This window comes from Sulfurospirillum arcachonense DSM 9755, from assembly GCF_000597725.1.
Lineage (GTDB): Bacteria > Campylobacterota > Campylobacteria > Campylobacterales > Sulfurospirillaceae > Sulfurospirillum_A > Sulfurospirillum_A arcachonense.
In genome coordinates, this window is sequence record NZ_JFBL01000016.1 from 1 (window position 1) to 13,391 (window position 13,391).

15 protein-coding genes are annotated in these 13,391 nt (G+C 29.3%); 2 read left to right on the top strand and 13 right to left on the bottom strand.

Annotation, left to right across the window (positions count from 1 at the left end; genetic code table 11):
• A partial coding sequence (locus tag K354_RS0111435; RefSeq protein WP_024955635.1) for a methyl-accepting chemotaxis protein occupies positions 1-1,063 on the top strand: 1,063 nt, incomplete at its 5' end.
• 62 nt (positions 1,064-1,125) lie between these two features.
• On the opposite strand, the gene htpG is transcribed toward K354_RS0111435, so the two are convergent.
• From htpG to K354_RS0111475, 8 genes are all read right to left on the bottom strand, one after another.
• Positions 1,126-3,015, bottom strand: a complete 1,890-nt coding sequence (gene htpG / locus K354_RS0111440; protein ID WP_024955636.1) for a molecular chaperone HtpG — start codon at positions 3,013-3,015, stop codon at positions 1,126-1,128.
• Positions 3,016-3,141: 126 nt separating this feature from the next.
• Entirely contained in the window at positions 3,142-3,531 is a 390-nt protein-coding gene (crcB, locus tag K354_RS0111445) for a fluoride efflux transporter CrcB (RefSeq protein WP_342665261.1), read from the bottom strand.
• Positions 3,497-4,192 (bottom strand): lysophospholipid acyltransferase family protein, encoded by a 696-nt coding sequence (locus tag K354_RS0111450; RefSeq protein ID WP_245600608.1) that lies wholly within the window; start codon positions 4,190-4,192, stop codon positions 3,497-3,499. The genes crcB and K354_RS0111450 overlap by 35 nt, the downstream gene beginning before the upstream one ends.
• On the bottom strand, positions 4,176-5,273 hold the full coding sequence (locus K354_RS0111455) for a hypothetical protein (protein ID WP_024955639.1): 1,098 nt from the start codon (positions 5,271-5,273) through the stop codon (positions 4,176-4,178). The genes K354_RS0111450 and K354_RS0111455 overlap by 17 nt, the downstream gene beginning before the upstream one ends.
• Entirely contained in the window at positions 5,273-5,947 is a 675-nt protein-coding gene (purQ, locus tag K354_RS0111460) for a phosphoribosylformylglycinamidine synthase subunit PurQ (protein ID WP_024955640.1), read from the bottom strand. The genes K354_RS0111455 and purQ overlap by 1 nt, the downstream gene beginning before the upstream one ends.
• The gene (gene purS / locus K354_RS0111465) at positions 5,947-6,186 is read right to left on the bottom strand and encodes a phosphoribosylformylglycinamidine synthase subunit PurS (protein ID WP_024955641.1); all 240 of its coding nucleotides are present in this window, start codon (positions 6,184-6,186) and stop codon (positions 5,947-5,949) included. The genes purQ and purS overlap by 1 nt, the downstream gene beginning before the upstream one ends.
• A gap of 18 nt (positions 6,187-6,204) precedes the next feature.
• Positions 6,205-6,915 carry a phosphoribosylaminoimidazolesuccinocarboxamide synthase gene (gene purC / locus K354_RS0111470; protein WP_024955642.1) on the bottom strand — a complete coding sequence of 237 codons (711 nt, stop codon included), beginning with the start codon at positions 6,913-6,915 and terminating at the stop codon, positions 6,205-6,207.
• A 13-nt stretch (positions 6,916-6,928) separates the two neighbouring features.
• Positions 6,929-8,239, bottom strand: coding sequence for a S41 family peptidase (locus K354_RS0111475; protein WP_024955643.1), 1,311 nt, complete (start codon positions 8,237-8,239; stop codon positions 6,929-6,931).
• Between the two features lie 266 nt (positions 8,240-8,505).
• Here K354_RS0111475 and K354_RS0111480 point away from each other — a divergent pair, with 266 nt between their 5' ends.
• On the top strand, positions 8,506-11,079 hold the full coding sequence (locus K354_RS0111480; protein ID WP_037940737.1) for an ATP-dependent Clp protease ATP-binding subunit: 2,574 nt from the start codon (positions 8,506-8,508) through the stop codon (positions 11,077-11,079).
• Between the two features lie 21 nt (positions 11,080-11,100).
• Here K354_RS0111480 and K354_RS0111485 read toward each other — a convergent pair whose 3' ends face one another.
• The 5 genes from K354_RS0111485 to K354_RS14310 all read right to left on the bottom strand — a co-directional run bounded on the left by K354_RS0111485 (position 11,101) and on the right by K354_RS14310 (position 13,365).
• Complete coding sequence (locus K354_RS0111485) at positions 11,101-11,706, bottom strand: DsbA family protein (RefSeq protein WP_024955645.1); 606 nt, start codon at positions 11,704-11,706, stop codon at positions 11,101-11,103.
• Between the two features lie 29 nt (positions 11,707-11,735).
• Positions 11,736-11,939, bottom strand: a complete 204-nt coding sequence (locus K354_RS0111490; protein WP_024955646.1) for a hypothetical protein — start codon at positions 11,937-11,939, stop codon at positions 11,736-11,738.
• Positions 11,940-12,074: 135 nt separating this feature from the next.
• Positions 12,075-12,431, bottom strand: coding sequence for a hypothetical protein (locus tag K354_RS0111495; RefSeq protein WP_024955647.1), 357 nt, complete (start codon positions 12,429-12,431; stop codon positions 12,075-12,077).
• Positions 12,432-12,502: 71 nt separating this feature from the next.
• Positions 12,503-12,853, bottom strand: a complete 351-nt coding sequence (locus tag K354_RS0111500) for a nitrous oxide-stimulated promoter family protein (RefSeq protein WP_024955648.1) — start codon at positions 12,851-12,853, stop codon at positions 12,503-12,505.
• A complete protein-coding gene (locus K354_RS14310) occupies positions 12,850-13,365 on the bottom strand; it encodes a hypothetical protein (RefSeq protein WP_037940739.1) in 516 nt (171 codons plus the stop codon). The genes K354_RS0111500 and K354_RS14310 overlap by 4 nt, the downstream gene beginning before the upstream one ends.
• Positions 13,366-13,391 lie beyond the last annotated feature (26 nt).

Consider the following 13,391-nt stretch of genomic DNA (forward strand, 5'->3'; position numbering starts at 1 on the left):
AAAATTCATCATTATTGGTATTGTTTCAATTTTAGTATCAATTCTTATTGTATATTTGATTATTACATTTTCTTTAAAACCATTATCAGATATGAGATTACATGCTCAAGATTTAGCTAGTGGAAATGGTGATCTTACAAAAGAGTTAAGCACTGAGAGAAAAGATGAAATATCTAAAGTAAGTAAAGAGATAAATAATTTTATTCAAAGAATTAGAAGTGTCATTCAAGAAGCTAAACAGTTAAGTAGCGAAAATTCTTCTGTATCTCATGAACTCTCAACAACATCTTTTCAAGTAGGTGAAAGAGTTGAAAATTCAACATTACTTATATCTGAGACAACTAATATTTCTCAAGATATTAAAACTGAAATAGATAGTTCAATTGAAGAAGCAAATGGTGCTAAAGAAGATATTCAAGAAGCAAATAAATCTTTACAAGAAGCAAAAGATGAAATTGTTTTAATGGCAACAAGCGTAGAAAAAAGTGTACAAACAGAGATTGAACTTGCTGCAAAAATTGCACAATTAAGTCAAGATGCTGAACAAGTAAAAGAGATTCTTACAGTTATCAATGATATTGCTGACCAAACAAATCTTTTAGCACTCAATGCAGCTATTGAAGCAGCCCGTGCTGGTGAGCATGGACGTGGATTTGCTGTTGTTGCTGATGAAGTTAGAAAATTAGCTGAACGTACTCAAAAATCTCTTATTGAAATCAATGCTACGATTAATGTTATTGTTCAATCTGTTTCTGGTTCAAGTGATGAGATGAATAAAAACTCTGAAGAGATTCAGAAGTTAACTATCTTTGCTGAAAATGCTCAAAGTAAAATTGTTCAAACTACTAAAGTTATGAATAAAGCTACACTAGTGAATGAAAAGATGATTAATAACTATATCCAAACAGGTAAAAATGTTGATAATATAGTAAGTAAAGTTCTTACCATAAATGAACTCTCTGGTGAAAATACAAGAAGTGTTGAAGAGATAGCAAGTGCTGCTGAACACTTAAATTCTATGACGGAAAAACTCAATACTACTTTAGGTATGTTTAAAACTTGATTTATAGAAAAAATTTACATGTAAGGATTTTTCCTTACATGTAAAAAGTCAGTTTGAAGTTGTTATAATGCTTTAGCAATGATTTTGTTTAATCTTTTTGCAAAACCAGTAATGTCTTCTATTTTCATACCTTCACTTAGTCTTGCTTGATCCATGAGTAGATAAGAAACATCATTTAAAAGTAAGTCATCAGATTTATTTAAAAGCTTTTCAAAAATTTCATGTTTAGGATTAATTTCAAGAATAGGCTTCACTGTAGGAAGATTATCTTGTCCCATCTGTTTGAGCATTTGTTGCATTTGAAAATCTGGATCATTTTTATCATAAATTAAAACAGAAGGAGAATCACTTAAACGACTAGAAATCTTAACGTCTTTTGCATCATCTTTTAGGATTTCTTTCATTTTTACTAAAATAGCCTGGTATTTATCTTCGTTTTCTTTTACTTCTTCTTTATCTTCTTTGATTTCCTCATCAATATCTGAATTATTGACTGGCTTGATAGGTGTTTTATCATATTCTGTTACCATAGGCATAATGATACTATCTACATCCTCATCAAGTAAAAGAACTTCAATATCTTTAGCTTTAAATTGCTCAATGAGTGGAGAATGTCTTAAGATAGCTTCTTCTTCACCAGTGATATAGTAAATTGATTTTTGCTCATCCTTCATAGCTTCTTTATACTCTTTTAGAGTTATAAGTCCTTCACGTTTGCTTGATTTGAACATAGCAAGGTCAAGAAGAGCTTCTTTGTTTTCAAAATCACCATAAAGACCTTCTTTAAGAACACGACCAAATGTTTTATAAAATTCAAGATATTTTTCTTTATCTTTAGTTTGAAGTTTTTTAAGTTCGCTAAGTATTTTTTTTACAGAAGCTTTTTTAATAGTTTCTAAAACAATATTTTGTTGCAGAATTTCACGACTAACATTGAGTGGCAAGTCTTCAGCATCAATAATACCTTTAACAAACCTTAGGTATACAGGAAGTAATTCTTTTTCGTCATCAGTGATAAAAACTCTTTTAACATAAAGTTTAACACCTGGTTGATAATCCATACGAAAAAGATCCATTGGTGCAGTTGTAGGGATATAAAAAAGTGTATTATACTCTATAGTTCCTTCTGCTTTTGTGTGCGTCCAAAGGATTGGGTCAGTACTATCATGTGAAATTTGTTTGTAAAAGTCTTTATATTCATCTTTTTTAATTTCACTTTTATTCATACGCCATAAAGCAGATGCTTTGTTGACTTGGATATTTTTAATTTCAGTTTTTGAAGGTTCTGTCTCTTTTCCATCATCATCTGTAACAGCAGGAATAGTTTCTTCTTTATCCATCCAAATACCAAATGGTATATGGTTTGAGTATTTTTTAATAATAGATTCTATTCTATAGTATTCTAAAAATTCTACTTCTTCATCTTTTAAAAAGAGTTTTATTGAAGTCCCATGAGTATCTTTAGTTGCTTCTACTATTTCGTAATCGCCACCAGCTTCACTTGACCAAGTATATGCTTTATCTTCACCCGCTTTTTTTGAAGTAACTTCAATTTTATTTGCAACCATGAAGGCTGAATAAAAACCAACACCAAATTGACCTATTAAAGAAGAGTCTTTTTTTTCATCACCACTAAGGTTTTGTACAAATGATTTAGTACCACTTCTTGCTATTGTACCAAGGTTTTCAACTAAATCTTCTTCATTCATCCCAATACCACTATCACTAAGTGTAAGAGTTTTTGCTCCTTTATCTATAGCTATATCTATTTTAGGTTTATATTCTAAATTTTTATAATTATCATCAGTCAGTGTTAGATAGTTTAGTTTATCCAACGCATCTGATGAATTAGATATAAGCTCTCTTAAAAATATCTCTTTATTAGAATATAAAGAGTGAATCATTAAGTCCAAAAGTTGTGTAACTTCTGTTTGAAACTGATGTTTTGACATGTATTTATCCTTTAATAAATTTTTTCATATTTTAGCAAAAAAACTATAAAAAATCGATAAAGTTTAATTTTTATATAGAGTAATCTTTAGTCTATATGTATCAAGTTTATTAAAAGAAGAAAAGTATTATCTTAGAAAATACTCAATAACTTTAAATCCACTACCAGCTGCTAAAACTGTAGCTACTACATTTAATATAATATTTGCAAGGCCTAAAACAAAACTACCTTGATTTAATAACCAAAATGTTTCTAGTGCAAAAGTAGAGTAGGTTGTGAGTGCACCCATCATTCCAGTAGATAAAAAAGATTTTATTGGTATAGAAAAAAACTGAGTATAAGTAAAAAGAGCAAATAAAATGCCTAAAATAAGACTACCTAAAATATTGACACCTAGAGTACCAAAAGGTAAATCATGAGGGACATTACGGTTTATAAGACCATTTATATAAGCACGACTAATGGCACCTATAAAACCGCCACTACCTATTGCTAGTATAGTTTGCCAGCTCATCATCTAAGGCCTTTTGCATATTTTCTCTCATGGTTGTAAACCAATTTTCATCCTTTTTTGGGTCAATTATGTCTAAATATATTACAGAGATATTTCCACTATGAGCAGTTAGCTTTTGTGAATCAAATATATGTTTTGTATTTACTAGAACTACTGGCTGTACTTTTAAATTGAGTTTTTCTGCTAAAATTTTTCCACCATTATGAAAATCTCCTAATTTTTCTCCTTGACCACGTGTACCTTCAGGAAAGAGGGCAATAGTACGCCCTTGATTGATTCTTTCTTTACTAAGTTTAATAATTTTAATAATGGAGCGTTTATCGTTTCGATCAATTGATATCATTTTTGGTGCTGCTATGATATGTCCAAAAAGAGGAATGTCTCTTAATTCTTGTTTAGCAACCCAGCATAAGTCTTTAGGATAGATTGTTTCTAGAGCTATTATATCAACCAAACTTTGGTGATTTATAAGGATCAGTTTAGCTTCTGTATTAGGTTCATTTTTTTGAATAATTTTAAAATTCATAAAATAGGTTTGCAGATGTCCCCAAGCTCTTCTTATGGCATGACTATTTTTTTGAAATATATAAATTAAAACAACAGTCATAAGAACAGTCATAACAAATTCAATAATAATAAAAAAACCTTTAATTTTTGGTATCACTCTGTTCCTTTATCCATCCAATTTTTCCATTAGGAAGTAGTATTTTTATATAATCATCTTTAGCATCAAGTTTTTGGGCATACAAGGTTCTATTTGTTGTATAAAAAATAGTAGATTTTTTTGTTGGCAATATTTTTATTTTTGTATTTTTGTCTATTCTTATACTATTAAGAGGATTTTTATCAAATGCAAAAAGCACAAATAGCATAATTATTAAGATTAAATAAGTTATTTTTCTTCTTCTTATAAATAAAATAATCAAGATAAGTGCAATAACTCCATATGCTCCATCTATATAAATTTGAATGCTACTGTCTTGTGGGTTTAAGTCTATTTGTGTACTAACACTGTCATCATCAACTACAATAGGAATAGAAAATTTTTCAAATTTGTTGTTCTGTGTATTAAAGTAAGTAAAATCAAATTTTTTTTCAAAATTAGGGATTATTGCATAATAAAATATTCTATGATAAGGTAAATTGTCAACACTAGAGTCAATACCATCTCTAGTTACCCATTGGAGTTTAAAATCTTCAAGATTTGATTGTTCTGCTTCTACTTCTAAAACGATAATATAACTTTTATCATCAAATTGACTCATTTTATGTTTTTTTATTTTAAGTGATTTTGCTATAACATTACTAAAGTATTTTGTACCATTGAGTTTAAATTTTGTAGGATTAAGTGCTTTTATAGTGGCACTATCAATTTGTAAAGAGTCTTGATGAATACTCAATGTAATATCAGGTAATTGGCTTGTATTATCATTTATTTTTATATAAAAAGTATTATAAAATATATTATCACTAAACCATTGCCATTTTGCATCTGGATTGATAACTTTTATATTTTCAGAGTTACTAAAACTGCTAGTAATTTCTTCAAAATTATTATTAGCAATAATAGCTTTAATTTTAAGGGGAAAAACTTCACCAACATATACTTTTGTGGGAATATTTTCATAGGATAAAAAGATAGATTTTACTTTTTGAGAAGTATTAGTACTATTATTAATATCATATTTATTCTGTGCAAGTGAATATGTGATGAAAATAAAAAGTAGTACTAATACTTGTTTCATTAGCCTTCCATAAGTCCTTGAAGCATTTTTATGCCGTCATTTGAGCCTAACAAAGTTTCTATAGCACGTTCAGGATGAGGCATCAGTCCAAATACGTTTTTATTTTTGTTACATATACAAGCAATTGAATCAACTGATCCATTTGGATTCTTATCAATTCCATTTTCATCAGAGTATTTTAATAATACTTGATTATTTGCATATAATTCATCTAAAGCTTTTTCATCAATAAAGTAGTTACCTTCACCATGTGCAATAGGAATATTAAGAACATCACCAATGTTGAGTTTTTGTAAAAAATCATTTTCGTTATTGACAACTCTTAAGTGATGGTACTTAGATATAAAATGCACATTAGAGTTTCTTTTCATAGCACCTTCAAGTAATCCCATCTCTAAAAGCATTTGAAAACCATTACAGATGCCAAGTACTTTTCCACCATCATTTGCAAATCTAATAACATCTTTCATAATAGGTGAAAATTTAGCAATAGCAGCACTTCGTAGATAATCACCATAACTAAAACCACCAGGGAGAACTACAAGATCAGTATCATTTGGTAATGTTTCATTTTTATGAAAAACTAATTCAACATCAGCATTTAATTTCTCATAAGCATATTTTGTATCCATTTCACAGTTAGTTCCTGGAAATACAACTACACTAACTTTCATTATGCTAGCTCAATCTCATAATTTTCGATTACTGTATTTGCAAGTAATTCTTCACACATATTGGCTACTTTAGCTTTGATGTCTTGTTCATTTCCTTCATTAACTTGTAAAATTATTTGTTTACCAATTCTCACATCATTTACTTCATTGAAACTAAGTGCACTTAATGCATGATGAACTGCTTTCCCTTGAGGATCAAGAACACCTTCTTTAAGTTGGATATTTACTATTACTTTCATTTTTATTTTCCTATATTTTTATTTTAAAATTCTTCTAAGCACTTCTTCATAAGCAACTTTTACATTACCTAGATCTTGTCTAAAAATATCTTTATCTAATTTTTCATTTGTATCCATATCCCAAAAACGACAACTATCAGGGCTTATTTCATCTGAAAGAAGTATGTTTCCTTCTGCATCAACACCAAATTCTACTTTAAAATCAACTAGACTGAGTCTTCTTTCAGCAAAAAATCTTTTCATAATAACATTTATTTCGCGACCAAGTCTTTTTAATTCTTCTAAATCAGATTCACTTTTCACTAAATCCATCATGATACAGTGTTGATCATTAATTATAGGGTCATTTAAAGAGTCGTCTTTGTAATAAAATTCAACTAAAGTAAAAGGTAGTTCAGTTCCATCTTTTATACCAAGACGTTTTGTTAATGAACCTGTTGCAATGTTTCTAACAACTACTTCAATAGGAATAATTTTTACAGCTTTTATTAGTTGGTTATTATCATCTAAAGTTTTAACAAGATGAGTTTTAATCCCACCTTTTTCTAAAAGTGCAAAAAGTTGTGTACTAATCTTACAATTAAGTGCACCTTTGCCTTCTTCACTACCTTTTTTTGCAGCATTACCAGCTGTTAAATCATCTTTAAATTCTGCAACTAAAAGATTTTCATCTTCAGTTTCATAAAGCCTTTTTGCTTTTCCTTCATATAATAAACTTTGCTTTTCCACGGTGTCTCCTACGTTATTTTTGTTTTATACTTAATACTTTTATAATATCAACTGCACTTTTTAACTGTAAATCTTTTAATATATCTTCTTCTGTTATAATTGTTTTTTTATCTTTTTTAATCTCTTTTTTCTTTGTTTTACTTTTACCGTCAACTTTTTCTAATTCTTTTTGAAGATGTTGTTTTAACTCTTTTTCTTTTATCATAAACTCATTTTCTTTATGAGGAACTTTTCCTGGGAAAACAGTAATATCAGGAGTAACACCAACAGCTTGTATAGTTCTTCCACTTGGCAAATAATATCTTGCAATTGTAAGTCTTAAAGCTTCTTCTTCATTAACAGGTAAAATAACTTGAACACTTCCTTTTCCAAAAGTTTTTTCTCCCACTATAATAGCACGTTTATGATCTTGAAGTGCTCCACTTACAATTTCACTTGCACTTGCACTTCCTCCATTGACTAAAACAACCAATGGAATATCTGTAATGGTACCTACTTTTGTAGCTGAATACTCACTGTTTTGATCTTTATAACGTCCTTTTTGAGAAACTATTACGCCTTTATCTACAAATAAGTCAGTTAATCCTACAGCTTGATTTAAAAGTCCTCCAGGGTTGTTTCTTAAGTCTAAAACAATACCTTTAATGTCTCTGTTTTTACTTAAAGCTTCTTTTGTTTTTCTTACAACTTTTTTATCAAAACTAACAACTCTAAGATAAAGAATATTTTCTTTTTCTATAGTTTTTGTATATACAGAATCTATTTTAATAATATCTCTTGTAATAGGGATTTTTAAAGGTTTGTTTTCTCCAGTTCTTACAACAGTAAGAGTTAAACTAGTACCAGGTTTTCCCCTCATAATAGCAACTGCTTCATCTATGGTCATATTTAAAGTGGATTGTTCATTGATTTTTAGTATAATGTCACTTGCTTTTACACCAGCTTTATCAGCTGGAGTTCCTTCCATAGGAGCAATAATAGTTAAAGCACCATCTTTCATGCCTATAGTAATTCCCAATCCTCCAAACTCACCTTCGGTTTGAATTTTTAGAGATTTGAAATGTTTTTTATCTAAATAAGAAGAGTGTGCATCTAAATTTGATAAAAGTCCTTCTATAGATTTGTTAACAATATCATTGACTTTTAAATCATCTACATAATATTGTTCTACCTTGTCTAAAACTTTTGAAAATTTAGCAAGTGCTGCAAGTCTACTTTGTGCTCCTTTACCTTCATCTTTAGCCATTAAGGTTGATGATAATACAAGTGTTGCCCCAAGTAGGGTTGTCGCAAAACCTAAACTTACAAATCTAAGATGTTTCATATTAACGCTCTCCCTTTTTCTGAGTAAATTCAGAAAAAAAATCCTCTTACTAAAGTCAAGAAGTAGAACTTCTATAAGCCTTATGTGCAAAAAGAAATTTATGTTATTTAAAATAGATGTAGATTATATAGAAATTTTACTAAAAAATCTATAAAGTCACTATTTGTTAATAGTGATAAATTATTATATGAGTTAATATGATAAAGAAACTTGACACTAGTTGACTAAAGTTGTATAATTTAATAAAGAAAAAATAGGAGCATATAATGAGTAATAAAATTTTTGAAAAACTTACACATCAGATGACACAAACAATAGAAAGTGCAATTAGTTTGGCTTTACATTCAAAAAATAGTGAAGTTGTTCCTTTACATGTATTTTGGGCACTATGTACTAATAGCAACTCTATTTTAAATCAAGTATTTAATAAAATGAGTGTTGATAAAGCAGCACTTGAGCTTGAAATAAAAAGTGAAATAGGAAAATTATCAACCTCTTCAAGTATTACAAAAGAGAGTATAAAAATATCTAAACAAATGGTAGAGAGTTTACATGTTGCTGAAGGTAAAATGAGCCAAATTGGAGATAGTTTTTTAGCTGTAGATACTTGGGTATTATCAAATTTAGACACAAAACCTATAAAAGAGATATTTACAAAATATATTGATTTGCTTGAATTTAAAAAGAATTTTGAAGCCTTAAGAGGTGGAAAGAAAATAGATAAACAGACAAGTGATGAGAATTTAGAGGCTTTAGGTAAATATGGAATTGATTTAACTGCTATGGCCAATGAAGGAAAGTTAGATCCCGTGATAGGAAGAGACGAGCAGATTCATAGAATGATGCAAATTTTGATAAGAAAAACAAAAAACAATCCTATTTTAATAGGAGAGCCAGGAACTGGTAAAACAGCAATTGCTGAAGGATTAGCAAGTAAAATTGCAGCTAAAGATGTTCCTCTAAGTTTACAAAATAAAAGGTTGATTGCTCTTGATATGGCTGCACTCATAGCTGGTGCAAAATATAGAGGTGAGTTTGAAGATAGACTCAAAGCAGTCATTGATGAAGTAAAAAAAGATGGGAATATTATACTTTTTATTGATGAGATTCATACTATAGTTGGAGCTGGGGCAAGTGAAGGAAGCATGGATGCTGCAAATATCCTTAAACCTGCTCTTGCACGAGGAGAACTTCATACTATAGGAGCTACTACGCTAAAAGAGTATAGAAAACATTTTGAAAAAGATGCCGCCCTACAAAGACGTTTTTTATCTGTAAAAGTAGATGAACCTAGTATTAATGAGGCTTTACAAATTTTAAGAGGTCTCAAACAAAGTCTTGAAGCACACCATAGTGTAAGTATTCAAGACTCTGCTTTAGTGGCTGCTGCAAAATTAAGTGCAAGGTATATAACGGATAGATTTTTACCTGATAAAGCAATAGATTTGATTGATGAATCAGCGGCTGAGCTGAAAATGCAAATAGAGAGTGAACCTACAGAGTTATCTATAGTCAAAAGGGAGATAAGTTCTCTTATGGTTGAGAAAGAAGCTCTTTTGATGGAAAAAAGTAAAAAAAATTCTGATAGATTAGAGATGATTGCAAAAGAGTTAAGTGATGCAAAAGAAAAACAGCAATCTTTAGAGGCACAATTTGAAAATGAAAAATCTGTATTTGATAAAATTTCTAATTTTAAGAGTGATTTGGATGCATTAAAGCGTGAAGCTGAAATGGCAAAGAAAAATAGTGATTTTAATAAAGCTGCTGAAATAGAGTATGGAAAAGTTCCAGAACTTCTTAAAAGTGAAGAAGAGTTAAAAAAGACTTGGGTGAATATGGAAAAAAGTGGCACACTTTTAAAAAATAATGTAGATGAAGAGATGATAGCTAGTATTGTGAGTAGGTGGACAGGAATTCCTGTTAATAAAATGCTTCAAAGTGATAAACAAAAAGTTTTAGACATAGAGGATAAATTAAGAGAAGAGGTTGTCGGTCAAGATAAAGCTTTAAAAGCTATTGGTAGAGCTATCAAAAGAAACAAAGCTGGACTTGGCTCAACTGAAAGACCAATAGGTAGTTTTATGTTTTTAGGGCCTACGGGAGTTGGTAAAACTCAAAGTGCAAAAGCTTTGGCTAATTTTCTTTTTGATAGTGAAAAATCTCTTCTTAGGTTTGATATGAGTGAATATATGGAAAAACATTCAGTATCTCGTTTAGTAGGACCACCTCCTGGGTATGTTGGCTATGATGAGGGTGGACAGCTTACTGAATTAGTCCGTAGAAAACCATATAGTGTACTTTTATTTGATGAAATAGAAAAAGCCCATCCAGATGTTTTTAATATCTTGTTACAAGTTCTTGATGATGGACGTTTAACGGATAATAAAGGTGTTGTAGTTGATTTTAAAAATACTATTATTATTTTAACTTCAAACATAGCAAGTGATAAAATTATGGAAGACCCTGAAAATTGTACAGATAGTGTTATGGGTGAATTAAAGAGAAACTTTAAACCAGAGTTTTTAAATCGTTTAGATGATATTGTAATTTTTAATCCTCTAGGTTTAGAAGAGATTACAGCTATTGTTGATATCTTATTTAGAGAGCTACAAGATAAACTTGAGCAAAAAGATATGAATATAACCCTTTCACTTGAAGCAAAAGAATTGATTGCAAAAGCAGGGTTTGATCCAGTATATGGAGCGCGACCACTTAAACGTGCTATTTATGAGCTTATTGAAGATAGACTTGCTGATATGATTTTAAGTGATGAGATAAACGAAGGTGATAATTTAGAAGTAAATGTGAGTGGAGAAAGTATAGTTATAACTAAAAAATAGTTTACATGTAAGGATTTTTCCTTACATGTAAGAGTTAATTTGTTTTAGTATTGCTTTTGGATTATTGTAATCTATAACTATATTGTAGTGATTTTCTTTTATTTGAAGGACTAAAGATGGAAAACTATTGATTGATAGTTCTCTTCTTTTTTTTAAATCTTCTTGAAATAAGCCTATAATAGTTTTTGATTCTAAATCAGAGGAAAATTTTTTTATATCAAGCCCTATGTTTTTTGCAGCTTTTTCTAAAGTATCTCTATCTGATGGATTTGAAGCATTTTGATAATATGCTTTTTGTATTGCTTTTATCATTTTATACTCTTTATTTTGAACTCTTGCAGCTACGCAAGCTTGACATGCTAAATAGGTTGAGCGTCTAGGTTTGCATTTTGTCCAAAAATCAAAGTTAAACTGGGTTCCTACTCTTTGTTCAATACTCTCCCATACATTTTGTAACATCTTTTGCATATCATCAGGCATGAGCTCATCACTATGAGGAGCTAATCCTCCATAAATATATTGTACTTGTAAATTTGAATCAATATTTTCGAGAATTTTTTTCCATGTAGGAGCAAAAGCATAACACCAAGAACACATAGGATCTAGTATATAGTATAAAGTATTCATGTTTTTCCTTTATGGAGAATTTATTTTATTTATTGTTGTTTTTTTGTAGATTTTATTTTTTTTGATTGATTATTATCTAAAAAAGAAGATATACCAATATTGGGATTTTTTAGTGATTTTTTCTCACCAGAATATAAAGAGGTTTTTTTCCCACCATGCATGTCTATTTTTCCATATTCATTTTGTGCAAAAATACTTGAAATTAACAAAGTTATCATAATAATATAGTTCATATTTTTCCTTTTATTTAAAATAATTGTATCTATATTTATTTACATATAAAGGATTTTCTTATCTTAGTTTTTATATTTTAGAATGTTTTTAATATTGGTTTGAGAGTTAGGGATAGTTAGATATCCCTAGTTAAATTATTTAGTAAAACTACTGTTTTCAATGAGTGCTCTGTAAAAGTAACCTGAACCTAAATCAACGTTAGCTTTTAGTGTTCCTTTAGCTGTAACAACATCGCCAGGAGCTACATTTGATGTTCCTGTTTTTACCGTAAATATTATTTTATTTTTTGAATTGTCTTCTACATGAACCCAATCTTTACCCATAATAGCACTTGAAATTTTGACAACTTTACCTTTTGCAGTAATAGTTTTTCCATTTAAAGCGGTATTATTCGCAAAGAGTTCAGATATTTTATATATTTTATCTGATGCTGTTGCTCCAACTACTCCAAAAAAAAGTACTAACAAAGCAACTACTAATTTATTTTTCATCTATGATCTCCTAAAATTTTTGATAATTTTACTATAATCATTCTATGAGTTTGCTTGTATTTAAATAAAATTTATTTTATAAATATTTTTTTTATTTTATTTAATCCTAGTTGTATTCCACCGTATCTCATAATAGTTGCCAATTTCTTCCATTGAGTCTTTTCATAACAAGGATTTGGGCATTTTCTACATCTTGGTTTTTCATCGTGTGGGCATTCTTTGAGTCTTTGATAAGAGTAGACAAAAGTTTCTTTACATGTAGAGCATAAGTGATATTCTAGTTTTTCATCTAAATTTTCATTGAGGTAGTTTAATTGAAGAGTTTCATAGAGTTTTGTTGCATCTTTATGTTTGTCATCGCAGTATATTTGTATAAATTTTAAAACAGTAGAACTATCGATTATAAACTTTTCTTTTGTCAATTTCTTTTTCCTCCCCGTTTAGACCATTTGTAGTCGTGATCATTGTTTATTTTAGAGAAGTATAGTTTTCCTGAATTTCTCCAAGGGTCTATGAGTATTCCCTCATCAAATGAACAACCTTTACATGTAATAACTAAAGAGTTGTGCTCTTGCCAATAATCATTAATATTTGCTCCACCTATATAATAATCAAAGTTATTTAGATTTTGTTTTTTAGCATGTTCTAGCATATCATAGGCAAAATGCCAACAAAGACCTCTTTTCTTGATTCCAATGTTGACTAAGAAGTTGTGATATAAAGGAGGGGAAACAAGGTGATACTCTTTTGTTAGTTTTTCTGATTGTTTTATCATTTGATACGAAAGTGCTTGAGCCTCATTTTTGTCAATTTTATTGTTAAAAGTTAATAGTAGAGTTAATTTATTTAGAGGAATTTTTTTCTTGGTTGGTCCCTGTGGAGTACTGCATCCGATAAAAATTAAAGATAAGAAGAGGACTATAATATATTTCATTCAAAATTATAGCAAATAAAGAAAAT

What these genes read in the sequence shown, in the direction of transcription:
- htpG (WP_024955636.1), bottom strand. Translation starts at nt 3,015, where the DNA reads ATGTCAAAACATCAGTTTCAAACAGAAGTTACACAACTTTTGGACTTA.
- crcB (WP_342665261.1), bottom strand. Translation starts at nt 3,531, where the DNA reads ATGATGAGCTGGCAAACTATACTAGCAATAGGTAGTGGCGGTTTTATA.
- K354_RS0111455 (WP_024955639.1), bottom strand. Translation starts at nt 5,273, where the DNA reads ATGAAACAAGTATTAGTACTACTTTTTATTTTCATCACATATTCACTT.
- purQ (WP_024955640.1), bottom strand. Translation starts at nt 5,947, where the DNA reads ATGAAAGTTAGTGTAGTTGTATTTCCAGGAACTAACTGTGAAATGGAT.
- purS (WP_024955641.1), bottom strand. Translation starts at nt 6,186, where the DNA reads ATGAAAGTAATAGTAAATATCCAACTTAAAGAAGGTGTTCTTGATCCT.
- K354_RS0111475 (WP_024955643.1), bottom strand. Translation starts at nt 8,239, where the DNA reads ATGAAACATCTTAGATTTGTAAGTTTAGGTTTTGCGACAACCCTACTT.
- K354_RS0111480 (WP_037940737.1), top strand. Translation starts at nt 8,506, where the DNA reads ATGAGTAATAAAATTTTTGAAAAACTTACACATCAGATGACACAAACA.
- K354_RS0111485 (WP_024955645.1), bottom strand. Translation starts at nt 11,706, where the DNA reads ATGAATACTTTATACTATATACTAGATCCTATGTGTTCTTGGTGTTAT.
- K354_RS0111490 (WP_024955646.1), bottom strand. Translation starts at nt 11,939, where the DNA reads ATGAACTATATTATTATGATAACTTTGTTAATTTCAAGTATTTTTGCA.
- K354_RS0111495 (WP_024955647.1), bottom strand. Translation starts at nt 12,431, where the DNA reads ATGAAAAATAAATTAGTAGTTGCTTTGTTAGTACTTTTTTTTGGAGTA.
- K354_RS14310 (WP_037940739.1), bottom strand. Translation starts at nt 13,365, where the DNA reads ATGAAATATATTATAGTCCTCTTCTTATCTTTAATTTTTATCGGATGC.